This window comes from Mesorhizobium sp. LSJC285A00 (assembly GCF_000503155.1).
Taxonomy (GTDB): Bacteria; Pseudomonadota; Alphaproteobacteria; order Rhizobiales; family Rhizobiaceae; genus Mesorhizobium.
The window spans coordinates 22015-45935 of record NZ_AYVK01000042.1 but is presented as its reverse complement, the minus strand read 5'-3'; the positions used below and the strand labels follow the sequence as shown (position 1 = coordinate 45935).

The 23921-nt window shown below is 63.4% G+C and carries 23 protein-coding genes; 13 read left to right on the top strand and 10 right to left on the bottom strand.

Features of this window, described 5'->3' with window-relative positions; all coding sequences use genetic code 11:
• Window positions 1–128 precede the first annotated feature (128 nt).
• A complete protein-coding gene (locus tag X726_RS142895) occupies window positions 129–1022 on the top strand; it encodes a LysR family transcriptional regulator (RefSeq protein WP_023697654.1) in 894 nt (297 codons plus the stop codon).
• Window positions 1023–1026: 4 nt separating this feature from the next.
• On the opposite strand, the gene X726_RS142900 is transcribed toward X726_RS142895, so the two are convergent.
• Window positions 1027–2445 (bottom strand): PLP-dependent aminotransferase family protein, encoded by a 1419-nt coding sequence (locus tag X726_RS142900; RefSeq protein ID WP_023672633.1) that lies wholly within the window; start codon window positions 2443–2445, stop codon window positions 1027–1029.
• Window positions 2446–2551: 106 nt separating this feature from the next.
• Between X726_RS142900 and X726_RS142905 the strand changes: the two genes are divergently transcribed.
• Window positions 2552–3415: a DMT family transporter gene (locus X726_RS142905; RefSeq protein WP_023672632.1), complete on the top strand. Its 864-nt coding sequence runs from the start codon at window positions 2552–2554 to the stop codon at window positions 3413–3415.
• A 1131-nt stretch (window positions 3416–4546) separates the two neighbouring features.
• Here the strand turns inward: X726_RS142905 and maiA are convergent.
• Window positions 4547–5197: a maleylacetoacetate isomerase gene (gene maiA, locus X726_RS142910; protein WP_023672629.1), complete on the bottom strand. Its 651-nt coding sequence runs from the start codon at window positions 5195–5197 to the stop codon at window positions 4547–4549.
• A 4-nt stretch (window positions 5198–5201) separates the two neighbouring features.
• Window positions 5202–5924 (bottom strand): fumarylacetoacetate hydrolase family protein, encoded by a 723-nt coding sequence (locus X726_RS142915; RefSeq protein ID WP_023672628.1) that lies wholly within the window; start codon window positions 5922–5924, stop codon window positions 5202–5204.
• 210 nt (window positions 5925–6134) lie between these two features.
• Here X726_RS142915 and X726_RS142920 point away from each other — a divergent pair, with 210 nt between their 5' ends.
• Complete coding sequence (locus tag X726_RS142920; RefSeq protein ID WP_023672627.1) at window positions 6135–6818, top strand: response regulator transcription factor; 684 nt, start codon at window positions 6135–6137, stop codon at window positions 6816–6818.
• Window positions 6819–6941: 123 nt separating this feature from the next.
• Here the strand turns inward: X726_RS142920 and X726_RS142925 are convergent, their stop codons facing one another.
• Window positions 6942–8285 (bottom strand): hybrid sensor histidine kinase/response regulator, encoded by a 1344-nt coding sequence (locus X726_RS142925; RefSeq protein WP_023672626.1) that lies wholly within the window; start codon window positions 8283–8285, stop codon window positions 6942–6944.
• Between the two features lie 3 nt (window positions 8286–8288).
• Complete coding sequence (locus X726_RS142930) at window positions 8289–9404, bottom strand: FIST N-terminal domain-containing protein (protein ID WP_031215421.1); 1116 nt, start codon at window positions 9402–9404, stop codon at window positions 8289–8291.
• 296 nt (window positions 9405–9700) lie between these two features.
• Between X726_RS142930 and X726_RS142935 the strand changes: the two genes are divergently transcribed.
• The 4 genes from X726_RS142935 (at window position 9701) to X726_RS142950 (ending at window position 14880) form a co-directional block, all read left to right on the top strand.
• Entirely contained in the window at window positions 9701–10201 is a 501-nt protein-coding gene (locus X726_RS142935; protein ID WP_023672624.1) for a (2Fe-2S)-binding protein, read from the top strand.
• Window positions 10202–10323: 122 nt separating this feature from the next.
• Complete coding sequence (locus tag X726_RS142940) at window positions 10324–12669, top strand: xanthine dehydrogenase family protein molybdopterin-binding subunit (protein ID WP_023672623.1); 2346 nt, start codon at window positions 10324–10326, stop codon at window positions 12667–12669.
• Between the two features lie 105 nt (window positions 12670–12774).
• Window positions 12775–13572, top strand: coding sequence for a xanthine dehydrogenase family protein subunit M (locus X726_RS142945; RefSeq protein ID WP_023672622.1), 798 nt, complete (start codon window positions 12775–12777; stop codon window positions 13570–13572).
• Between the two features lie 288 nt (window positions 13573–13860).
• Window positions 13861–14880, top strand: a complete 1020-nt coding sequence (locus X726_RS142950; RefSeq protein ID WP_023672621.1) for an acyltransferase — start codon at window positions 13861–13863, stop codon at window positions 14878–14880.
• Window positions 14881–14946: 66 nt separating this feature from the next.
• On the opposite strand, the gene X726_RS142955 is transcribed toward X726_RS142950, so the two are convergent.
• From X726_RS142955 to X726_RS142975, 5 genes are all read right to left on the bottom strand, one after another.
• Window positions 14947–15453: a GNAT family N-acetyltransferase gene (locus tag X726_RS142955; protein ID WP_023672620.1), complete on the bottom strand. Its 507-nt coding sequence runs from the start codon at window positions 15451–15453 to the stop codon at window positions 14947–14949.
• A complete protein-coding gene (locus X726_RS142960; RefSeq protein WP_023825740.1) occupies window positions 15453–16208 on the bottom strand; it encodes a copper homeostasis protein CutC in 756 nt (251 codons plus the stop codon). Before X726_RS142960 ends, X726_RS142955 begins: the two co-directional genes overlap by 1 nt.
• Window positions 16209–16331: 123 nt before the next feature.
• The gene (locus tag X726_RS142965) at window positions 16332–16766 is read right to left on the bottom strand and encodes a cupin domain-containing protein (protein WP_023672618.1); all 435 of its coding nucleotides are present in this window, start codon (window positions 16764–16766) and stop codon (window positions 16332–16334) included.
• A gap of 78 nt (window positions 16767–16844) precedes the next feature.
• Complete coding sequence (locus X726_RS142970) at window positions 16845–17231, bottom strand: hypothetical protein (RefSeq protein WP_023672617.1); 387 nt, start codon at window positions 17229–17231, stop codon at window positions 16845–16847.
• A gap of 64 nt (window positions 17232–17295) precedes the next feature.
• Window positions 17296–17892 (bottom strand): alpha-ketoglutarate-dependent dioxygenase AlkB, encoded by a 597-nt coding sequence (locus X726_RS142975; RefSeq protein ID WP_023672616.1) that lies wholly within the window; start codon window positions 17890–17892, stop codon window positions 17296–17298.
• A 148-nt stretch (window positions 17893–18040) separates the two neighbouring features.
• On the opposite strand from X726_RS142975, the gene X726_RS142980 reads away from it, so the two are divergent.
• The 6 genes from X726_RS142980 to X726_RS143005 all read left to right on the top strand — a co-directional run bounded on the left by X726_RS142980 (window position 18041) and on the right by X726_RS143005 (window position 23921).
• Window positions 18041–18268, top strand: a complete 228-nt coding sequence (locus X726_RS142980) for a KTSC domain-containing protein (protein WP_023672615.1) — start codon at window positions 18041–18043, stop codon at window positions 18266–18268.
• Window positions 18269–18487: 219 nt separating this feature from the next.
• Window positions 18488–19315, top strand: coding sequence for a phosphogluconate dehydrogenase C-terminal domain-containing protein (locus tag X726_RS142985; protein ID WP_023672614.1), 828 nt, complete (start codon window positions 18488–18490; stop codon window positions 19313–19315).
• 324 nt (window positions 19316–19639) lie between these two features.
• A complete protein-coding gene (locus X726_RS142990) occupies window positions 19640–20581 on the top strand; it encodes a D-ribose ABC transporter substrate-binding protein (RefSeq protein WP_023701699.1) in 942 nt (313 codons plus the stop codon).
• Between the two features lie 90 nt (window positions 20582–20671).
• Complete coding sequence (locus X726_RS142995) at window positions 20672–21316, top strand: DUF2291 family protein (protein WP_023672612.1); 645 nt, start codon at window positions 20672–20674, stop codon at window positions 21314–21316.
• Complete coding sequence (locus X726_RS143000) at window positions 21313–22860, top strand: sugar ABC transporter ATP-binding protein (protein ID WP_023672611.1); 1548 nt, start codon at window positions 21313–21315, stop codon at window positions 22858–22860. The genes X726_RS142995 and X726_RS143000 overlap by 4 nt, the downstream gene beginning before the upstream one ends.
• Window positions 22857–23921 (top strand): ABC transporter permease, encoded by a 1065-nt coding sequence (locus tag X726_RS143005; protein WP_023672610.1) that lies wholly within the window; start codon window positions 22857–22859, stop codon window positions 23919–23921. The genes X726_RS143000 and X726_RS143005 overlap by 4 nt, the downstream gene beginning before the upstream one ends.

Below are 23921 nucleotides of genomic sequence, written 5' to 3'. Positions count from 1 at the left end.
GATTTCCTCCTTGTCAGTCCCGCAACCGGACCTGTCGGAGATCTAGTCGTCAGGGTGGAGTGGCGGAAGGCGCAGCATTTGCATCTTATTCGTGCACCAAACGCCATGGCATGTGCTACAATCCGCCAATGACATCGCCCGACCTCAATCTGCTGTTCGCTCTCGACGTCCTGCTGACCGAAGGTAGCGTGGCTCGCGCGGCAACCCGGCTGCGGCTCAGCCCTTCGGCGATGAGTCGCACCCTGGCGCGACTGCGCGAAGCGACCGGCGACCCGCTGCTGGTTCGGGCCGGTCGAGGCCTTGTGCCGACGCCGCGCGCGGAGGCATTGCGGCAGCAGACCGGCCGTGTCGTCCAGGAAGCAGAAACGTTGCTGCGCCCTGCCAGGCCTCTCGATCTCGCGAAGCTGAACCAGATCTTCACGCTGCGCACCAATGAAGGGTTCGTCGAGGAGTTCGGGCCGCGTCTTGTCGCTCGCATACAGGCCGAGGCGCCGGGCGTGCGGCTGCGATTTGCGCCGAAAGCCGACAAGGATGTCGCCTCGTTGCGCGACGCCGACATCGACCTCGAAATCGGCGTTGCCGGCGAGGCCGGACCTGAAGTGCTGATACAGGCGCTGTTTCGCGACCGCTTCGTGGGTGCTGTGCGAGCCGGCCACCCTTTGAGTGAAGGCGCGGTAACGCCTGAACGCTACGCGGCCGGCCGCCACATCAGCGTTTCACGGCGGGGTCGGGAAAGAGGGCCGATCGATCAGACTTTGGCGCTGCTCGGCCTGCAGCGAACCGTGGCGTGCATGGTCTCCGGCTTTTCGGCTGCACTCGCCATGGCGCGCGCTTCGGACCTTATTGCCAGCGTGCCCGAACGGCACACGCAAGGCGCACGCGCCGGCATGGTCAGCTTTCCGCTGCCGGTCGCCACGGTGGAGGTCACCATCTCGATGCTCTGGCATCCACGGCTCGATGCCGATCCGGCGCAACGCTGGCTGCGAGATTGCGTTCGGGATGTCTGCGCGGCCTCCCGCTGAGCGCTCAGCGCGCCATTGCCGCCTTGAGCACCCTGAAAATCCGCTCGTCCTGGCACTGGGCAACGTTGAAGCGCAGGAAGCGGCTGGCGGTTCCCGACAGACTGAATGCGTTGCCGGGCGCCAGCACGATGTTGTCGGCCAGCGCGCGGCGGGCGATTTCGGCCGCATCCACGCCATCGGGCAGGCTGCACCATAGGAACAAGCCGGCCGGTTGGTCGATCCAGGGCGTGATGCCGATCGCCTTCAGGCGCGCGCCCGTCTCGCCCATGGCGCGGGAAAGCCGCGCGCGCAGCAATTCCATGTGCTTGCGGTAGCTGCCGTCCCTAAGCAGCGCCAGCACCAGTTCGGCCGCCAGCCGGCCGCCGCCGAAGGTGGTGGCAATCTTGAGGTCGGTGAGTTGCTCGATCCAGTCGCGCGGTGCCGCGATGAAGCCGCAGCGAACCGACGCCGATAGCGTCTTGGAGAAGCTGCCGATATGGACGACGCGGTTGAGGCCGTCGAACGCCGCCAGCCGAGGCGCTGGGCTGTGCTCGAAACCGGCGAAGATATCGTCCTCGATGATGGTCAGGTCCGACTGGTCGGCGAGTTTCAGCAGCCGGTGCGCGGTGACCGGCGACAGGATCGCGCCGGTCGGGTTGTGGATGGCGGAATTGGTGATGTAGAGGCGCGGCCTGTGCTCGGCCAGTGCCTGGGCGAACAGCTCGATATCAGGCCCGGATGGCGTGTAGGGCACGCTGACGACCTTGGCGCGGTGGGCGCGCAGCAGCGCGTGAAAATTGAAATAGCAGGGGTCGTCGACCAGCACGGTATCGCCGGGTTCGATCAGGAAGCGGCACAGAAGATCGATGGCCTGCGTGCCCGATTCGGTCAGCATGATCTGTTCGGGCGAGACCTCGATGCCGTGGCCGGCCATGCGCCGCGCGAGCAATTGCCTGAGCGGCGGCAGGCCGAGCGGCGTGCCGTAATCGGCTAGGTCGACATCGTCGGCGCGCGCCAAGGTGCGCAGCGCCCGGCGCAAGGCCGACTGCGGCATCCACGAGGCCGGCATCCAGCCGCAGCCTGGTTTCAGCATCTCGTCGCCGGCTTCCAGCGACTGGCGCGAGACCCACAGCGGATCGACAGCGCGGTCGAGCCGCGGGCCTATCTCGGCCAGCGACAGTGGCGCCAGCGATCCGGCGGCATAGAAACCCGAGCCCGGCCGTGAGCGTATCGCGCCTTCGGCAGCGAGCCGCTCATAGGCTTCGACCACGGTCGACTTGGACACCTGCATGGCCTTGGCAAAGGCGCGGATCGAAGGTAGCCGCGCGCCTGGCGTCAGGCTGCGCGCCGATATCCGCTGGCGGATGGTCGCCATGACAGTTTCCACAAGCGTGGTCGCGACAGGAGGGTGCGCATTGCCGGTTTCCAAAATGAGTTCGGTCATCTGTATTGCTCTGATAGCCATTACAGTTTTGCGGAATTGTACTGCATTGTCTCTGGCTGCACCATAGGCACTTGCCCGATAGAGGGCGAAAGCAATGGAGCCTGGAATGGACAAAACCGCGAGCGGCTGGATGAACGGATTCATCGGCGTGCTGATCTTCTCAGGCTCGCTGCCGGCAACGCGCGTGGCCGTGGCCGATTTCGATCCGATATTCCTGACTTCGGCCCGCGCCGCGATTGCCGGACTTCTCGGTCTCGCCATGCTGATGCTGTTTCGGCAGAAACGCCCGGAGCGCGGCGATTTTCTGTCGCTGGTGATCGTCGCCCTTGGCGTGGTTGTCGGCTTTCCCTTGCTCACCGCGCTGGCGCTGAAGCACGTCACCTCCGCCCATTCCATCATCTTCGTCGGCCTGCTGCCGCTGGCCACCGCGATCTTCGGCGTGCTGCGCGGTGGCGAGCGTCCGCGCCCGGCCTTCTGGCTGTTTTCCTGCATCGGCAGCGCGCTGGTCGCCGGTTTTGCCCTGATGCAAGGCGTGACGGCCTCACCTGTCGGCGACGGCCTGATGCTGGCCGCCATCATCGTCTGCGGCCTGGGCTATGCCGAGGGGGCGGCATTGTCGCGCAGGCTGGGCGGCTGGCAGGTGATCTGCTGGGCGCTGGCGATCTCGCTTCCGATCATGCTGGTGCTGACGTTCGCGACGCTGCCGTCGTCCTTCGCCGGCGTCGGCTCCGGCGCCTGGATGGGTCTCGCCTATGTCTCGCTGTTCAGCATGCTGATCGGCTTCGTGTTCTGGTACCGCGGCCTCGCCCAAGGCGGCATCGCTGCCGTCGGGCAGTTGCAGCTACTGCAGCCCTTTTTCGGCCTGGCGCTGGCAGCGTCTCTGCTGCACGAGCAGGTCAGCCCGCTGATGATTGTTGTCACGCTCGGCGTGGTGGCCTGCGTGTTCGGGGCGAAGAAATTTGCACGCTAGGAGTTTGGTGGTGGAGGGCGACTCCGCCCTAGAACTTCGTCACCACCCCAATGCCAATCCCCTCGAACCCGCCCATTGCCATCAGCGCCGCCGGCGCCTCATCAAGGCTGATCTTGTTGCCGACCAGCAGTTCGGGCTTGAGCTTGCCGGTGCGGATCATCTCCATCATGGCGGGGTAGCGGTAGGCCTGCATGCCGTGGCTGCCGAGGATTTCCAGCTCGAAGGCGATCACCTTGTCCATCGGCACTTGCGGGCGGGCATGTTCGCCCAGCATCAGGCCGACCTGCACGTGGCGGCCGCGCCGGCGCAGATTGGCAATCGAGTTGAAGGATGTCGTGGGGTGGCCGAGCGCGTCCATAGACATATGCGCCCCGCCATTGGTGATCTGCTTGACCGCCTTGACCACGTTCGGCGTGGTCGAGGCGTTGATGGTCGCCACGGCGCCGATCTTTTTGGCGAAGTCCAGTTTCTCGTCGGTGAGGTCGATGGCGATGACATTGGCGCCCATGGAACTGGCGATCATGATCGCCGACAGGCCGACGCCGCCGCAGCCATGCACCGCCACCCATTCCCCCGGCGTCACCCGGCCCTGGTCGACAATGGCGCGAAACGAGGTGACGAAGCGGCAGCCGAGGCTGGCGGCGGTGGCGAACTCCATCTCCTCGGGCAGGCGCACGAGATTGGTGTCGGCATGCTCGATGGNAGTTCAGACGTGTGCTCTTCCGATCTGACATATTCGGCAAACGATCCCCAGGCGGTGAATCCCGGCTGCGTTTGTTGTTCGCAGACCTGATGATTGCCCGAATTGCATTCGAAGCAGCGGCCGCAGCCGACGCAGAACGGCACGGTGACGCGTTCGCCGGCCTTCCAGCGGGTCACCTGCTTGCCGACGGCGACGACGATGCCGGCCAGTTCATGGCCCGGCACATGCGGCAGCGTGATGCCGTCATCATGACCCATCCAGCCATGCCAGTCGCTACGGCAGAGCCCGGTCGCCTCGACCTTGATGACGACGCCGTCGGCAGCCGGTTTCGGATCCGGCACGGTCAGGATTCTCGGCGTCTCACCGAATTTTTCGAAGACGACGGCTTTCATCGGCAACTCCCCGTGCTCTGCTCCGGCATTGTGAGCCTATTCGGCATCTATCTGATTCTCCGGCGCCGCCTTCTGAAAGGCCGGCAGCGCCATGCAGGCGGCGTGGATGCGCGAGATCTCGGGGTAGGGTGTCAGGTCGACGCCGAAGCGGGCGTTGCTGGCGATCTGGGCGACCAAGCAGATGTCGGCGAGGCCCGGTGCGTCGCCATGGCAAAATGTGCCGGTCTCATCCGATGAAGCCAGAATCTTTTCAAGCGGCTGGAACCCTTCGTTCACCCAGTGGCGAAACCAGTGGATGACATCCTGGTCGCCGGCGCCGAACAAAGTGCGCAGCGAGGTCAGCACGCGCAGATTGTTCACCGGGTGGATGTCGCAGGCGATCATCTGCGCCAGCATTCGCACGCGCGCCCGGCCGAGCGCGTCCTTCGGCAGCAGCGACGGTTCGGGGTGGGTCTCGTCGAGATATTCGATGATTGCCAGCGACTGCGTCAAAAGCGTGCCGTCGCCCAGGATCAGCGCCGGCACCAGCCCCTGCGGATTGACCGCGCGATAGGCCGGCTCCAGATGGTCGCCATGCCGCAGATGATGCGGCACGTAGTCGTAGCCCAGCCCCTTCATCTCGAGCGCGATGCGCACGCGGTAGGAGGTGGAGGAGCGGTAGTAGTTGTGGAGGACGAGGTCGCTCATTGGATCACGGTTTGTCGGTGGAATTTTGGCCGATCGAATCTTGGCCGACAGTGATCTCGATGGTGCCGATGCCGTCGACACCGCCGGTCATCGTCTGACCCGGCGCCACCGCGCCGACGCCGGCCGGCGTGCCGGTGAAGATCAGGTCGCCCGGTTGTAGTACAACCGCACCGCTGCAGATCGAAACGATATCGGCGATCGGCCAGATCAGTTCGGCGAGGTCGCCCTCCTGTTTCACCGTGCCGTCGACGGCGAGCCAGATGCGGCCCTTTTGCGGGTGGCCGGATTTGGCGGCTGATACCAACGGGCCGCAGGGCGCCGATCGGTCGAAGGCCTTCGACCAGTCCCAGGGCCGCGCCGCTTTCTTGGCCTCGTCCTGCAGGTCGCGGCGGGTGAGGTCGATGCCGACGCCGTAGCCCCAGACATGCTCGAGGGCTTCAGCGCGGGGGATGCGGAAGCCGGCCTTGCCGATCGCCGCCACCAGCTCGATCTCATGGTGCAGGTTTTGGGTCAAAGGCGGGTAGGGGACCGTGGTGCCGCTATCGACCACCGCATCGGCCGGCTTGGTGAAGAAGAAGGGCGGGTCGCGCTCGTCATTGCCGAGTTCGCGCGCGTGAGCGGCATAGTTGCGGCCGACGCAGAAGATGCGGCGCACCGCAAAACGCTCGGCCGAGCCGGCGACGGCGACCGATGGTGTTGCGGGCAGGGGAAGGACGAAGTCTGTCATGCGCGGGTCTCTGCTTGGGATCTTGACGGCACATTTGACCGATTTGAACCCCCGGGCAAGGCATCAGCGTCCGCAAAAGCACGAGCTGCGCCTTGATTGTCGGATAAAGTCGGCTTCGCCTCCGGGGGTTAAGATGGCGATAGACTATTTGCCAATAAGCTGGCCATACCAGCGGGAGTATCGTGCCCACGGAGAACTGAAACAAACACCATGACCGCAATCAACGATCGCGCCCGGTTTCTGATCATCGACGACCATCCGCTGTTTCGCGAGGCGCTGCACAGCGCCGTGCAGATGGCGTACCCGGAAGTCGACACGGTGGAGGCGCGCTCGATTGCCGAAGCGCTCGATCTCCTGGGTGGGATAAAACCGTTCGATCTGGCGCTGCTCGATCTCAACATGCCCGATGTGCATGGCTTTGACGGGTTGCTGCAGCTGAGGACCCGCCATCCGCGGCTGCCGGTGGTCGTCGTCTCGGGCTATGAGGAGCCGAAGATCATCTCCGAGGCGTTGTCCTATGGCGCTGCCGGCTTCATCCCGAAATCGGCGCGCAAGAGCGATCTTGCGGCCGCAATCCGCTCGGTGATGGAGGGCGCGATCTATGTGCCGGAGACCTATGAGGGACAGCCGCCCGACGCCGACAGCGCCGACCGCGCCGACATGGTGCAGCGGCTGGCCAAACTGACGCCGCAGCAGCTGCGCGTGCTGCAGATGCTGCGCCAAGGCCTGCTCAACAAGCAGATCGCCTACGAGCTGCAGGTCGGCGAGACCACGGTCAAGGCGCATGTCTCGGAGATCCTGCGCAAGCTCAACGTCTACAGCCGCACGCAAGCGGTGATCGAGGTGTCGAAGCTGGACAATGCGGAGCTGTTTCGCGATCAGGCCGGGTTTTGATCTTTACCCTCCCCCTTGTTGGGAGGGTCGATCCGCGAAGCGGAGCGGGGTGGGGGACCTTGGCGCTGCACCCCGCCCCGGCGTTGCGCGCCGACCCTCCCCATCAAGGGGAGGGTATGGGGCTCAAGCCAGCAGATGCGCCAGCAGCGCCCTTAGCTGCGCCGGTTTCAGCGGCTTGCGCATCAGTTCGATGCCGGCGGCGCGGGCGGCTTTGGCGACGGCCTCCGATCCGTCGGCGGTGACGATCAGCGCCGGCACGGCGCGGCCGAGATAATCGCGCACTTCGGCTATTGTTGCGGTGCCGAGGTCGCCGTCGTCGAGATGCTGGTCGGCAATGACGATGTCGGGCACCCAGTCGGTGTCGCCGAGCAGGCTGAGCGCATCCTCGGTCGAGGTCGCGGCACGCACCAGGCACTGCCAGCGCTCGAGCAGGAAGGTCATCGCCTGCAACACATCGGCGTCGTTTTCGACCAGCAGCACCTTGGTGCCGAACAGGCCGTAGCCGCGCGGCCGCTCCATCTCGGCAAGGCTGGCGATGGCGTCGGCGCTGGCGCCGATGCCGACCGGCACATCGATGTGGAAGATGGTGCCGCGCCCGACTTTCGACGAAAACGTCACGGGGTGGCCGAGCGCGGCGGCCATGCGCCGCACGATGGCAAGGCCCAGCCCCAGCCCGCCGCCGGAAATTCCGGTATCGGCCGGAATGGCGGAGCCGCGATGGAATTCCTCGAACACCGCCTCGCGCTGGTCGTCGGGAATGCCGCAGCCGGTGTCGGCGACATCGATGCGGATGGTGTCGCCGCGATGCCTGGTGCCGACCAGCACGCCGCCCGAGCGGGTATAGCGCAGCGCATTGGACAGGATGTTCTGCAGGATGCGGCGCAAAAGCGTGCGGTCCGAACGCACCACGGCGCTGACCGGGCGGAATTTCAGTGTCAGCCCCTTCAGCTTGGCAACCGGCTTGAAATCCGAGCGCAGCGACGAAAACAACGTCTCCAGATTGACGTCGCCAATGTCGGGCTGGACCACGCCGGCGTCGAGCTTGGAAATGTCGAGCAGCGTGCGCAACAGGTCTTCCATCGTCTCCAGCGAGCGCTCGACCTGACGGACGAGTTTCTTGCCCTCGTCGCTGGTCTGCACTTCGGCCAGTGCCGAGACCGAGAGGTGGGCGGCGTTCAGCGGCTGCAGCACGTCATGGCTGGCGGCGGCCAGGAACCTGGTCTTGGACAGGTTCGCCAGCTCGGCGTTTTCCTTGGCGGCGCTGAGGTCGATGTTCGACTGTTCCAGCCGGCGCAAGGTCGAGTGCAGTTCCTCGGTGCGCATGCGCACCCGGTTTTCCAGTGAAATTGCAGTCTGGAACAGCGAGAAGGCATTGCCCTGCTGGTCCATCGAGCGCTCGACGCGGCTGACCAGAGCGGCGTTGATCTTCTTCAGCCTGTCGACGTCGTCGATGTCCCTGAGCGGCATGGGCTATTCCGCCGCCTGGCGTTCGCCGAAGGCGATGCCGGTGAAAGTCTGGTTGAGGTGCATCGAACGATACTGTTCGCCATAGGTGCCGAAGCCGATGACATTGTTGACCCGGTAAAGCTCCGAAATGTCGCGGAACACCTGGCGGTTGCGGGCGTCGAGCCGGCGCAGCACGCAATCGAAGCCGAGGATCATGTCGATGCCGCCGAGCCGCTCCTCGACGTCGCGCAGTGCGGCGCGCGTCGATTCCACCATGTCCTTGGGCTGGGCGATGGACAGCACGACGCCGTCGTCGATGGCGCAGAAGAACGACAGCGAGCCGTCGGGATGCATCTTCTGGATCGAGCGGCAGTAGTATTCGCCGCCCACCTTCACCACAACGGGGTGAGAGGCGAAGCTCAGCGGCGTCAGGTTCTGCGCAACGATGCCGACCGAGGCTGCATATTCCTCGGCCGCATTGGTGGCGTTGAACTCGCGCACGGTGCGGTGGTCCGGGTCGGATGCCGTCACCACCAGCTTTTCGTCGGTGGGGATGAAATTGTCGGTCTTGAAGACGTGGAAGGGAATTTCGGTAGCAATCAACACGATGATGGCGCTGTCTGACGCCACCTTGCCGTTCGAAATCAGACTGGTGGTTTCGAATTTGAGGTCGTCGCCCGCCGAACCGCCGAGCAGCGGGATGTCGTCCAGCCCCCAATGGATGGCCGAGGTCACCGCTTCCTCGGCAAAGGACAGGCCGTCGATGAAGCAGAGCGCGAAGGTGCTTTTGGTATGGCAACAGCCGAGGCGCCCGCGCAGTAGGCGCCGCAGGGCCTCGACTTCATCAGTGATCCTGTCCATGCCCGACGAGGAGAGATTGTCGACCATGGTGCTGACCGCCGAAAACGACGCGGAGGGAAAGAGCAGCGCCAGCACATGGCCTTCCTCCAGGCCCTGGGGGGTAATCTCGCCGGCGGTCGAGCAGGCGGCGTAGGCCAGCGTCGGCGCGTGGGTCTTCAGCCCTTGCGAAAGGACGCTCGCGTCAAACAGGCTCTGGGAGAAGAGATCGGAAGAGCACACGTCTGNGACCGCCAGGGCGAATGCATCGGCGTCGGGCTCGTCGGTGGTGAGCGCCGACAGACCGGATGCATAGCTCGTCCGTGAACTGGCCAGAGGCTTCCTCCCGATATCCTCCGACGCTTCCTGCGCGCGCCCGTTTTATGTCTCTCGGCGCGCTGGCGTCGAGGGCATTGTTGCCCCCTATTCGCTCTTTGGCAATGGGGCGGACAGGCCCATGATTTTCGTTTTCTCCATGACCGAAAGTACAATGAGCGCCGTGTGTTTTTTGCGCTTTGTGCAGTGTACCAATAGCGCATGGCCGAGCGCCAAAGCCGCATCGGCAGCATGACTACCAAGGTCATACCCAGGGAGGATGCATGTCGGACGTTTCGTTTGTCGTGAACGGAAAACGGATCAGCGGCGCTGCCGAGGACCGAACGCTTCTGGTTCATTTCCTGCGCGAAAATCTTGGTCTCACCGGAACGCATGTCGGTTGTGACACCTCTCAATGCGGCGCCTGCGTCGTGCATGTCGACGGCAGGGCAGTGAAGTCCTGTTCGATGCTGGCTGTGCAGGCCTCCGGGTCGACCGTGGTGACGATCGAAGGGCTTGCCAATGGCGGCGACCTGCATCCGATGCAGGCCGCGTTCAAGGAACATCATGGGCTACAATGCGGCTTCTGCACGCCGGGCATGATCATGACCGCGACCGACATGATCGCGCGCCATCCCGAAGGCCTTGACGAGGCGACGGTGCGCGCCGAGCTCGAAGGCAACATCTGCCGCTGCACCGGCTACCACAATATCGTCAAGGCGATCCTTGCCGCATCGCAAACGATGGCGAAGGCGCCGAAGGGCAGGGTGAAACAAGCGGCGTAGAAAGAAGCGAGTAGTGAATAGTGAATAGCGAGTAGTCGGTTTAGCCGAACCGCTCCGAGCACAATTCCCTACTCACTGTTCACTATTCGCTACTCACTATTCGCTATTCCGGAGGAATTCCTATGGGCATTGAAGGCATCGGCGCTCGGGTCGTGCGCAAGGAAGACAAACGGTTCATCACCGGCGCCGGCCGCTATGTCGACGACATGGTGGTTCCCGGCATGAAGCATGCCGCTTTCGTGCGCAGCCCGCACGCGCATGCTCAGATCAAGAAGATCGACGTCAGACGAGCGCAGGCGATGCCCGGCGTCATCGGCGTCTTGACCGGCAAGGAGCTCAAGGCCGACGGCATCGGCAACCTGATCTGCGGCTGGATGATCCATTCCAAGGACGGCTCGCCGATGAAGATGGGCGCGTGGTCGCCGCTGGCGGTCGACAAGGTGCGCTATGTCGGCGATGCGGTCGTCATCGTGGTGGCGGAAACCAAGGGCCAGGCCCGCGACGCGGCCGAAGCGGTCGAGATCACCTACAAGGAATTGAAGGCGGTGGTCGATGCCACCAAGGCGCTGCAAAAAGGTGCGCCGCAGGTCCATGCCGAAGCCGAGGACAATCTTATCTTCGACTGGGAGATCGGCGATGCCAAGGCGACCGACGCGGCGATCCAGGCGGCGGCCCATGTCACCCGCATGAAGATCGTCAACAACCGGCTGGTTCCCAACGCCATGGAGCCGCGCGCGGCCCTTGGCCATTACGACAAGGCCGAGGACCATTTCACCTGCTGGACGACGTCGCAGAACCCGCATGTCGCGCGGCTGGTGATGAGCGCCTTCTACAATGTCGCGCCGGAAAACAAGCTGCGCGTCATTGCGCCCGATGTCGGCGGCGGCTTCGGCTCGAAGATCTACATCTATCCCGAAGAGATCGTCTGCCTTTGGGCGTCGAAGAAGACCGGCGTGCCGGTCAAATGGGTTGCCGACCGTACCGAAAGCTTTCTCACCGACGCGCATGGCCGCGACCATGTCTCGACAGTCGAAATGGCGTTCGACAAGAACAACCGGATCACCGGCTTCAAGGTAGACACCATCGCCAATCTCGGCGCCTACATGTCGCTGTTCTCGTCTTGCGTGCCGACCTATCTCTACGCGACGCTGCTGTCGGGCCAGTACAACATCCCGACGATCCACGCCAATGTGCGCACCGTCTACACCAACACGGCACCCGTCGACGCCTATCGCGGGGCAGGGCGGCCGGAAGCCACGTATCTGCTCGAACGGACAATGGAGACGGCCGCGCGTGAACTTGGGGTCTCGCCGGCGGAGTTGCGGCGCATCAATTTCATCACCGAGTTTCCGCACCAGACGCCGGTCATCATGAATTATGACGCCGGCGATTACGGCGCTTCGCTCGATGCGGCGACACAGGCGTCCGACTATGCCGGCTTTGCCAAGCGCAAAGCGGCGGCCGCCAGCCAGGGCAGACTGCGCGGCATCGGCATGAGCTGCTATATCGAGGCCTGCGGCATCGCGCCGTCGGCGGCGGTCGGTTCGCTCGGCGCCGGCGTCGGTCTGTGGGAATCGGCCGAAGTGCGGGTCAATGCCGTCGGCACGATCGAGGTGCTGACCGGCTCGCACAGCCATGGCCAGGGCCATGAGACGACCTTCGCGCAACTCGTCAACCAGCGTTTTGGCGTGCCACTGGACTCGGTCTCGATCGTCCATGGAGATACCGACAAGGTGCAGATGGGTATGGGCACCTACGGCTCGCGCTCGGGCGCGGTCGGCATGTCGGCAATTGCCAAGGCGCTCGACAAGGTCGAGGCCAAGGCCAAGAAAATCGCCGCCCATCTGCTCGAGGCCGACGAGGGCGACATCGTCATCGAGAATGGCGAGGTCAAGGTTGCCGGCACCGACAAGAGCCTGCCCTGGTTCCAGGTGGCGCTTGCCGCCTACACCGCTCACAATCTGCCGGCAGGCATGGAGCCGGGACTGAAGGAAACAGCCTTCTACGATCCGGCGAACTTCACTTTCCCGGCGGGCTGCTACATCTGCGAGGTCGAGATCGATCCGGAAACCGGCACGACCGAGATCGTCCAGTTCGTCGCGGCGGACGATTTCGGCAACATCATCAACCCGATGATCGTCGAGGGTCAGGTGCATGGCGGCATCGCCCAGGGTATCGGCCAGGCGCTGCTGGAAGGCGCGCACTATGACGATAGCGGGCAGCTGCTGACGGCGAGCTACATGGACTACACCATGCCGCGCGCGGACGACTTGCCGTCATTCAAGGTGTCGACCTCGAACACGCCGTGTCCGAGCAATCCGCTCGGCATCAAGGGCTGTGGCGAGGCCGGCGCCATCGGCTCGCCGCCGGCGGTCATCAACGCCATCACCGACGCTTTGGGGATTGTGGACATCGCCATGCCGGCCTCGCCGTCGACGGTGTGGGCGGCGATTAGGGCGAAGAAATGAGTGAGTAGGGAGTAGTGAGTAGGGAATGGGCATTACCGGAGATGACAGCGTCCCTATTCCCTACTCCCTACTCACTACTGCCTAACCACTTCAGGGGAGGATCCCATGTACGCAGTCAACTACCACCGCGCCGCCTCGGTCGCCGACGCCGCCAAGCTGGTGAAGAGCGGCGACGCCAGGCTTTTGTCAGGCGGCATGACGCTGATCCCGGCGATGAAGACGCGGCTCGCCGCACCCTCCGACCTGATCGACCTGTCGCGGATCAAGGAACTGCAAGGCGTCAAGGTGTCGGGCAAGACCGTCACCATCGGCGCCGCCACAACCCATTACGACGTCGCCAATGACGAGAAGCTGCGGAAGGCCTGTCCGGCGCTTGCGCACCTTGCGTCGCTGATTGGCGATCCGGCGGTGCGCCACAAGGGCACGATCGGCGGCTCGGTCGCCAACAACGACCCAGCCGCCGATTATCCGGCGGCGCTCTTGGCGCTGGGCGCCACCATCGTCACCAACAAGCGCGAGATTTCAGCCGCGAAATTCTTCACCGGCCTGTTCGAAACGGCGCTGAAAGAAGGCGAGATCATCACCGCGGTGAGTTTTACCGCGCCGGCCAAGGCTGCTTACGAAAAATTCCGCAACCCGGCCTCGCGCTATGCGATCGTCGGCGTGTTCGTGGCAAAGGGCAAGGACGGGGTCAGCGTTGCCGTTACCGGCGCCGGCGATGACGGTGTGTTCCGCTCGAAGGAGATCGAAGCAGCACTGGCGAAGAATTTTGCCGCATCGGCGCTCGACGGCGTGAAAGTGCCGGCGAAGAATTTGATGACCGACCTCCACGCTTCGGCCGAATACCGTGCCAATTTGATCGCCGTGATGGCCAAGCGCGCGGTGGCGGCAGCCAACGCCTGACATCATAAAGCTACTGACAAGGAAAGGGGCCATCGCGGCCCCTTTGTTCGTCTGTGGCGGGCTGTAACTGCCCAGTCCTTGCGGGTTCGCTGCCACGCGCAAATCCGTTGTTTCAGGTAATTCCCGTGGAAGAACAGGCGCATACTTCCCAAGGGACTGCCCAGCCCCATTCTCGCACTTGCACAATCTGATATTGCACTGCAATATGTATAGCTTGGCGGAACACGGGGTGGATTCTGCGCGCGGCGGTGTGAGCTGCGCCAAGATCTTGCGTCGTAGAGGATCGGCATGGCCGACATCTCCGCAGCGTCTGTTGCCCTGCCGCGGGCCACAGCCGACAAAGCAGCCAGAGCAAGACTGGCCTATCTCGATGGTTGGCGCGGGCTTTCGATCGCACTGGTGCTGATCGGCCATTTCTTCCCCGTTCCCGGGATCAATCTCGGCGTGCTCGGCGTCGAGTTCTTCTTCGTGCTCTCAGGCCGGCTGATGGGCGAGATACTGTTCATCGAACGCTTTCCGCTGAAAAAATTCTTCAAGCGCCGCTTTTCGCGCATCTATCCCGCGCTTTTGGTGTTCGTGACATCAGCCATGATCGGGCTCTCCGGCACCTTTATCGGCTTCAAATGGAAGGCGGCGCTGACGGCGCTGACATTCACCTACAACTATGCCGGAATTCTCATCACCCGCGCCGGCGCGCTCGACCACATCTGGTCGCTATGCGTGGAAGAGCATGCCTACATCATCCTGGCGCTGATCAGCGTGGTGGTGACCGGGCGGGGTAATGTCGTTCGGCTGCTGGTGACGCTGTCGCTGCTGGCGATGGCCAATGGCGCCATTTCGTACTGGGCACTCGGCATGGATTACGAGCACAGCTATTGGCGCACCGATGTGCATATCGCCTCGATCCTGCTGTCGGCATCGATCTGCCTGCTCAAGCACGATGACCGGCTGCCGGCATTCCTGACGAGCCCCTATGTCAGCCTCGTGTCGGCGGCGGCTATATTGCTGTTCCTCGATCCGGTGCCGACGCCGATCCATTACCTACTGGCGGTGCCGTTGCTGGCGCTTGCCGTCAATACGCTGGACACCAGCAACTGGCATCTTACCGGCCTGCTTTCATCCAGGCCGATGGTGATGATCGGGCTATGGTCGTACTCGCTCTATCTCTGGCAACAGCCCTTCTACAAATTCGTCGCCGAGCAGGGCAGTGCGCCGATCCCGATGCTGGCGGCTGTCTTCGCCTGTGCATTATGCAGCTACTATCTGGTCGAGAAGCCCGCGCGGGCCTGGCTGAACCGGAATTGGTGAGGGCTACGGACTCCTAATCTTATGCTGCCGTGGCGATCTGCTTGCCGATCATCAGCCAGCGATGCGTCAGCCCGCAATCTGCCTGAGGTAGTAGCGCACGGTCTTCTTGCCGCCATGGATCACCGCGTCGCCGACCTCGGCGAAGCCAAGCGCGGCATGGAAGGCGTCCGAAGCCGGATTGGGCGGTTCGACATTGACCTCGCAGGTGACGATGCTGTGGCCCGCGCGGGCGACTTCCCCGAACAGATCCTCGTAGAGCCGGCGGGCATGGCCGCGGCCGCGCGCTTGCGCCGCGACGACGACGCGGTCGACATAGACGAAGCGTGGATAGCGCTCGCGGAACCAGAGGAAATTCGGGCTGTCGTAGGCCGCATTCTGGTCGAAGGTCATGATGAAGGCTTCGAGCGTGCCGATGCGCCTGACGTAAAACGCTTCGCCAAGCAGGAAGGACAGCCGTTCCAGCTCGAGCCATGACAGTTCGGCGGCGTGCTCATTGTTGAGTGCGAGGATGGCCGCTTCGTCCTGAGGCGAGACACGGCTGATCGGCGACGGCCCAGTCACGGCTTCGCTCATCATGCTCTGGCCGCCGCAATCGTCGCGGCAACCAGCGCCCCATCGGTGACTGTGGTGCGGTATTCGCGGTCGAGATCGCCGCCGCCCATGCCGACTTGCGGGTTGCGGTAGGCCATGGCGCTCGGTACATCCTTGAGCGCGGCGAAGTGCATTTCCGTCAGCCCGGTTGATGCCAGCACCCCGGCGATGTTTTCGGGGTCCAGCGCGCCACAGCCGAGGATGATGATGCGGCCGTCGGCCTGGCGGACGAGATCCGCCAACAGGCCGGCGCCTTCCACCGCGGTGTCCCTCTGGCCGCTGGTCAGCACGCGGCCGACCTTGCAGCGGATCAGCGCTTCCAGCGCCTCGGCCGGGTCGCGCGTCATGTCGAAGGCGCGGTGGCAGGTGACGGCGAGCGGACCGGCGGCATCGACCAGCGCGCCCATGCGGGTTTCGTCGATGGTGCCGTCGGCATTGAGGCAACCGACGACGACGCCGGCGACGCCGAGGTCACGAAGCGCTGCGACATCGGCGAGCATCGAGCTGTATTCGGCCTCGCTGTAGAGGAAATCGCCGCCGCGCGGCCGCACGATGACATGGAAGGGAATTGTCGCGCTCTCGAGTGCGGCGCGCACCGTGCCGAGGCTGGGCGTGATGCCGCCTTCGACCAGGCTGGCGCAGAGCTCGACCCGGTCGGCGCCGGCGGCCTGCGCAGCCAGCAGTCCATCGATGCCTTCGACGCAGATTTCGATCAGGGGGCGAGCATTTCCGGCCAAGGGGCGATCCTTCATGATTGCAGATGGCCAGCCCTAGCATCGGCTCGGTTCCCGGGGAAGCCGGAACAGCCAGTCGCTGCTTGGGCCAGCCCGGCAACCCTGCCTAGGTCCGTAGCGAGAGATCTATTGTTTCTGCAGCACCGTGTTCTTGGCGCCTCGTTCGGCCTGGTCGATGACCAGCAGCTTGACCGGGGCGTCGCCGATGTTGGTGGCCTGGTGCCATTGGCCGATCATCTCGATGATGAAATCGCCCGTCTTGTAGGTGTTGCTGTTGCCGGTCTCGACATTCGTCACTTTGAGTGTCCCGGCCTCGACATAGGCGTAGCGGGCAAACGGGTGCTTGTGCACCGGCAGAGTGGCGCCGACCGCAATGTCATAGGTTGAAACCAGCACTTGGACATTTTTCTGCGGCAGCACGATCGGCTGGCCGGACGCCGTCTGGCTGCGATCGGCAAGCGGCGTGACGACAACCGGCGGGCTGGTACTGTCCAGCGCCCGAGCGGGGTTTGCAGATAGCGCCGCCGCGAACAGCAGCATCGATGCCAGGATCTTTCGCATGGTTCCTCCAGGTTTTACCGCCACCGCGCGGGCGCGACGCCAAACTTCTATCTCTCGTCAGTTACTGGAGACACAACGTCATCCGCCGGTGCCGTCGTCCATCATCGTATTCGTGAGCGCTTCATAGATGTTGCTGCATACCTGGGACCGCGGACAGTGTTTTACGATGAATACCGGCACGACAGTCAGTGCGGCGGCGATCAGGATTTGCAGGAAGAGAGGAGCAGGCTCGAAGCGTTTGCCAAACAAGGCTCGGCAAGCGAAGTAGAGACTTTGAGCCAGGCATGCCCAGACAAGGACATGCAACAGCGTGCTCGTTGCTTGGGCATAGGGCGTTATGTATCCGTCGGGAAAGCCGACCATGCCAAGGTCGACGAGCCACTGCAGAGCCAGAACGCAGGACAGGCATGCCGCCAGAAAGAGCGCCACGCGGGTAACCAAAACTCTGCTGCGATCCACGCTCATGTGCGATCGAAGCACAACTGCGCTCGGTCTTCCAGAGCGGCTGCTGCGTGGCTTGGAGTGTGGCCTATTTCAGAGTGCGCAGCGTGATCGAATAGCGGTGCCCGGCGACCGGCGGAATGCTGTGCTCCCACTCGTGGCGCGCCGGGCCGTCAATGAGATAGACAGATCTCGGCTGAACCTCGATCGTCTTGCGATCCCATTTCGAGCCGTTTTTTCGGCGCAGCCGAAAGCTGCAGGGCGCCAGCAGCGAGACGCCGGCGACGAGATCGAAATGCGGCTTGTCGCGATGCCAACCTATGCCCGCGCCCGGCCGATACTCGTTGATGAGCACTTGCGCGAATTCCGTGGCCTGCCTGCCGGCAAAATCCGCGACCTTGTCGCGAAGCGGCAGCAGGAATTTCGGGATGGGCGGCGCTTCGACGACCTGGCGCCGGTCGTAGTCGTAGCGCCAGCCGAAGCCGGCGACCTGCCGGTTGGCAAGGTGGCCGTGGAAATCGAACGGCTTGAAGGACAGTTCATTGAGGTGACGGACCAGTTCCGCCTCTTCGTCCGTTGTGATCAGGCTAGGCCGGTAAGAAAATCCTTCCGGCAGCGTGTCGGCCGCGCCGAAGAGATCGCCCTGGCTGGCATACGCTGTTGTACTGGATTTCGTCTGTGCCATCTGACGGAGAGATAGGAAGCCTCGCCACCCGGGCAAGATTTTCGGCGTTGTGGTGCGCCTCCCTGTCGGAACCTCCGCATCGTTGCGGCATTACGCATGTTCGAAGCAGGATTTGGAGAAGATTTGGGGACGAAGCGGGATTTTCGACATGCCGTCCACTGCCATCCGCAATACCCACTACGACCCGTCGACGAAAATCCTCTCGGTCTGGTTCGTCCCGAGCGGAGCCCGCTACGACTACGAGGAGGTCGAGCCCGAGACCTACGCGGCGTTCCGCGCCGCCTTCTCGAAAGGGCAATTTTTCAACGAGTTCATACGCGATCGCTACCGGTTTCATTTGGTTGAAGAACGACGCCGGCGCGTGACTGGATCCTGAAGGCGCTACCAGGAATCGCAGCGCAGGGATCGTTTTCGGGCTGGGAAGACCAGGGACCCAGGCAGCTATAGGCCCGCCACGTGCGAGCGGAATGCCAAACAGACGACCGCATGGCCTCATCAAAGCCCTGTTCAACCCCTCAATTCGTGGTAAGGTGATTATACCAGTTAATAACATGACGATCGGCGCGGCCGTCGTTTAATGCGGGAGTAGGGATAGATGACGACGATTGCGCTGTTCGGTGCCGGCGGCAAAATGGGTTACCGCCTGTCGACCAATTTTCGCGGATCGCCCTACACGGTACGCCATGTCGAGGTCAGCGAGGCCGGCCGCGAGCGGCTGAAGACCGGACTGGGCTTCGACGCGGTCAGTGCCGATGCGGCGCTCGACGGGGCGGATATCGTCATCCTGGCCGTTCCCGACACGCATATCGGCAAAGTGGCGGCTGATATCGAGAGCAAGCTCGCGCCTGGCACGATGGTGATAGTGCTCGACGCGGCCGCACCCTTCGCCGGCCATCTGCCCAAGCGGCCGGACCTGACCTATTTCGTCACCCATCCCTGTCATCCGCCGATCTTCAACGACGAGACCGACATGGCGGCCAAGAAGGATTATTTTGGCGGCGTCAAGGCCAAGCAGCATATGGTCAGCGCGCTGATGCAGGGGCCGGAAGCGGACTACGCCAAGGGCGAGGCGGTCGCGAAAATCATCTGGGCGCCGGTCATGCGCTCGCACCGTGTCACCGTCGAGCAGATGGCGCTGCTGGAGCCCGGTCTATCGGAGACGGTGTGCGCCTCACTGCTTGTCGTCATGAAGGAAGCCGTCGACGAGGTCGTCGCGCGTGGCGTCGACCAACAGGCGGCGCTCGATTTCCTGCTCGGCCATATGAACGTGCTCGGCGCCGTCATTTTCGGCGAGACCAAGGGTGTGTTCTCCGACGCCTGCAACAAGGCGATCGAATTCGGCAAGCCGGTGCTGATGCGCGACGACTGGAAGCGGGTGTTCGAGCCGGAAGAGATCGCCGCGAGCATTCGGCGCATTACCTGAGAAAGGCCGAGTCGGGGGCTTGCCGGAGCGCCTCGGTGGCTCGACACACCCGCCATGACACCCAACTGTTTTTGCTCAGTGGGGACATGTCACCTCAATTAGTGATTGACTCATCATACCAGTTGGCTTAGCTGTTGATGGCTTGGGCAAGGGTTCGCGGGAAGTACGAAGCCTGGGCGAGTGGAGGGACGGCGAGGGAGCAGCGATCGTTTGGGAAGCCGGCACCGGCATTCAGCCTGAACCGATCGGCGGCCCGCTTTGCGCGACGAATTCGAATGCAGGGGCCTTGATTGATCAAGGCAATTTTTCAAACGGGAGGACATCATGAAACTCACACGCAGAATGACACTTGCGGCGTTCGCCGGCATGCTGGCGCTTGGCACGGCGGTGCCCGCCTATGCGGCCGACCTCATTGCGATCATCACGCCCTCGCATGACAATCCGTTCTTCAAGGCGGAAGCCGTCGGCGCCGAAGCCAAGGCCAAGGAACTCGGCTACGAAGCGCTGGTGCTCGTCCATGACGACGATGCCAACAAGCAGTCCGAATTGATCGACACGGCGATCGGTCGCGGCGCCAAGGCGATCATCCTCGACAATGCCGGCGCCGACGCCACCGTCGCTGCCGTGCAGAAGGCCAAGGACGCAGGCGTGCCGTCGTTCCTGATCGATCGCGAGATCAACGCCACCGGCGTCGCCGTGGCTCAGATCGTCTCCAACAACTACCAGGGCGCCCAGCTCGGCGCGCAGGAGTTCGTCAAGCTGATGGGCGAGAAGGGCAATTTCGTCGAGCTGGTCGGCAAGGAATCCGATACCAATGCCGGCATTCGCTCGAAGGGCTATCATGACGTCATCGACGATTATCCGGACCTGAAGATGGTCGCCCAGCAATCGGCCAACTGGAGCCAGACGGAAGCCTATTCCAAGATGGAATCGATCCTGCAGGCCAACCCGGATATCAAGGGCGTCATCTCCGGCAACGACACGATGGCCATGGGCGCGTATGCGGCGCTGGTTGCGGCGAACCGCAAGGACGTCATCGTCGTCGGTTTCGACGGATCCAACGACGTGCGCGATTCGATCACCGCGGGCGGCATCAAGGCAACCGTGCTGCAGCCGGCCTATGCGCAGGCGCAGATGGCGGTCGAGCAGGCCAACGACTTCATCAAGAACAAGAAGTCGCCCGAGAAGGAAAAGCAGCTGATGGACTGCGTGTTGGTCAATGGCGACAATGCTTCCAAGCTGGAAACTTTTGCGCTTACCAACTGAGCCGGCGTGACATGAATAGCGAGGGGCGATCAAGGTCGTCCCTCGCCGCCATTTTCCGTGGGTGCCAATCACCATGCTCAACAGGCCATCATGCTGAACAACAAGCCGACCTGGCCGATGCTTGTCGTTGCAGTCGGCATCAGCCTGACCGCCTGCAAGATTTTGCCGACTCCCTCGGGGGATAGCGGCAGCGCTGCCGCCTTCAATCCGGACAAGATGGTCGAGGAGATCTGGGCCGCGAAGGTCGTGCCTTACCTCCAGCAGAAGGCCGGGCCTTTTGCCGAGGTCCACGCTCTGGCAAAAACTGATCCTGCTTCCGCCGGCACCAAATATGGCAATCCGAACAAGCAGGCGAATTCGCCCTGGACCTTCGCGGTTCGCGTCGAGGGCAAGATCATCGCAGCCAACACGCAGTCGCGGGCCGCGACCATGGATATCGATGTCGACGGCGACGGCAAGGCCGATGCGCGGGTACAGATCGGACCGGCGATGCGCGGAACCGCGCTGCGCGACAGTCTCGATTTCATCCAGTTCAACGATTTTACCAACCAGATCGACTTCGCCCAGTTCGGCAAGGCGTTCAACGCCTATGCCGTCAAGGCCGTGCTTGCCAAACTGCCACGTGACGCGCTGGAAGGCCGGACCGCCAAGGTCCTCGGCGCCTATACGCTCGAAAACGGCCAGGACCTGCCGCTGGTGACGCCGGCGGAGGCAGAAATCGGGCCGAAGCCATGAGCGCTGCGGTTGCTCACGATGTCGTCTTGAAGCTGGAGGACGTCTCCAAGGTCTATTCCGGCACCGTCGCGGTCAAGCGCGCGAATTTCGAGGTGCGCAAGGGCGCCGTCAATGTGCTGGTCGGCGAAAACGGCGCCGGCAAATCGACGCTGATGAAGATTATCGCCGGCGTCGAACAGCCGACGCTCGGCCGGATCCTCCTGGAAGGGGAGGAGGTCTCCTTCTCGTCATCGGGCGACGCGGTGAACCGCGGCATCGGCATGGTGTTCCAGGAGCTGAACCTGTTTGGCAATATGACCGTCGCCGAGAACATCTTCGCCACGCGCGAGATCACCAACCGGTTCCGCAAGATCGACCGCAAGGAGCAGGAGCGTCGCGCGGCGCAATTTCTCGAACGCCTGCAGGCCGGGATAAGGCCCGACATGCTGGTCGAGGATCTGCGCATCGGCCAGCAGCAGCTGGTCGAGATCGCCAAGGCGGTTTCGCTCGATGCGCGCATCCTGATCATGGACGAGCCGACCTCGGCGCTCAGTGCGGCGGAAGTCGAGATCCTGTTCAAGGTGATCGCCGACCTCAAGGCGCGCGGCGTGGCGATCGTCTACATCTCGCACCGGCTGGAAGAGCTGATCCGCATCGGCGACTACATCACGGTGCTGCGCGATGGACACATCACCGGCCAGGAAGAGATGAAAAACGTCGACACGCGGTGGATCGTGCGGCAGATGATCGGCTCCGACGCCAAGGATTTCGCCAAGGCCGACGGCCATGTTCCCGGCGAAGAAATATTCCGCGCCGAGGACATCTGCCTGCCGCGCGCCACCGGCGGGCTGGCGGTCGATCACGTCTCGCTGTCGCTGCGCGCCGGCGAGATCCTCGGCATATACGGCCTGATGGGCGCCGGGCGGAGCGAGCTGTTCGACTGCATCATGGGCCGCCATGGCCAGGCTACCGGCGCGATCTTCATCGCCGGCAAAAAGGTCAAGGAGCGCGACACGACGCGGCGTATCCGGCGCGGGCTGGCGCTGATCCCCGAAGACCGCCAACGCGAAGGGCTGGTGTCGATCCTCTCCGTCGCCAGCAATCTGACACTGGCCAGCCTGTCGCGTTTTGTCCGCCTGTTTCACATTCGCGGCGGCCAAGAGAAGCAGGCGGTGACGCAGATGGTGCGGGAACTGGCGATCAAGGTCGCCGACCCGGCGCAGGAGGTCTCATCGCTGTCGGGCGGCAACCAGCAAAAGGTGGTAATCGGCAAGGCGCTGCTCACCGGGCCGAAGGTGCTGCTGATGGACGAGCCCAGCCGCGGCATCGATGTCGGCGCCAAGGCCGACGTCTTTCGCACCATGCGCAAACTGTCGCGAGACGGGCTCGGCATTCTGTTCGCCACCTCCGATCTCGATGAGGTGATGGCGCTGTCCGATCGCATCGCGGTGATGAGCAACGGAAAACTGACCGGCATGTTCGATCGCGCCGAGGCGACGGAGGCAGCCCTTGTCGCCGCCTCGGCACTTGGCCACGGACCGGCCCCGCACACGGAGAACCCATGACTGACATCCCGGCCAAGGCGGCTGCCCCCTCCGTCTCGAGCGGCTCGCTGCTGCTGACGCTGATGAAGGCGAGGACCTTCATCGCGCTGATCGCCGTCTTGGTCTTCTTCTCGATCGCGGCGCCGAATTTCCTGTCGACCGCCAACCTGATCCTGATGTCGAAACATGTGGCGCTGAACGCCTTCCTCGCCATGGGCATGACCTTCGTCATCATCACCGGCGGCATCGATCTCTCAGTCGGCTCGATCGTCGGCCTGTGCGGCATGGTCGCCGGCTATTTCGTGCTCAACGGCATCGACCTGCAATTCGGCTACACCATCTATTTCAACGTCGTCGAGATCGCGCTGATCACGCTGGCGGTTGGCATATTGATCGGCGCCGTCAACGGACTGCTGATCACCAGGCTGAACGTCGCGCCGTTCATCGCCACGCTCGGCGTGCTCTATGTCGCGCGCGGCCTGGCGTTGCTGTCGTCGGACGGCCGCACCTTCCCCAACCTCGTCGGCAAGCCGGAGCTTGGCACCACCGGGTTTGGTTTCCTCGGCGCCGGGCGGCTGCTCGGCCTGCCGGTGGCGATCTGGATACTGATCGTCGTTGCGCTGGCGGCGGCCTACCTCACCAAATACACCCCGCTCGGCCGCCACATCTTCGCCGTCGGCGGCAATGAACGGGCGTCGCGAATTTCGGGCGTTCGTGTCAACATGGTGAAAATGTTCGTCTACATGTTCTCCGGCTTCTGCGCGGCGATCGTCGGCCTGATCATCTCGTCCGAATTGATGGCCTCGCACCCGGCAACAGGCGAAAGTTTCGAGCTCAACGCCATTGCGGCGGCGGTGCTCGGCGGCACCTCGATGTCGGGTGGGCGCGGCACGATCGGCGGCACCATTGTCGGCGCCTTCGTCATCGGCATTCTTTCGGACGGGTTGGTGATGATGGGCGTGAGTTCCTTCTGGCAGATGGTGATCAAGGGCCTTGTCATCATCGTCGCCGTCGTCGTCGACCAGGCGCAGCGCCGGCTGCAGAGCCGGGTGACGCTGATGCAGATGGCAAAGGCAGGCTGA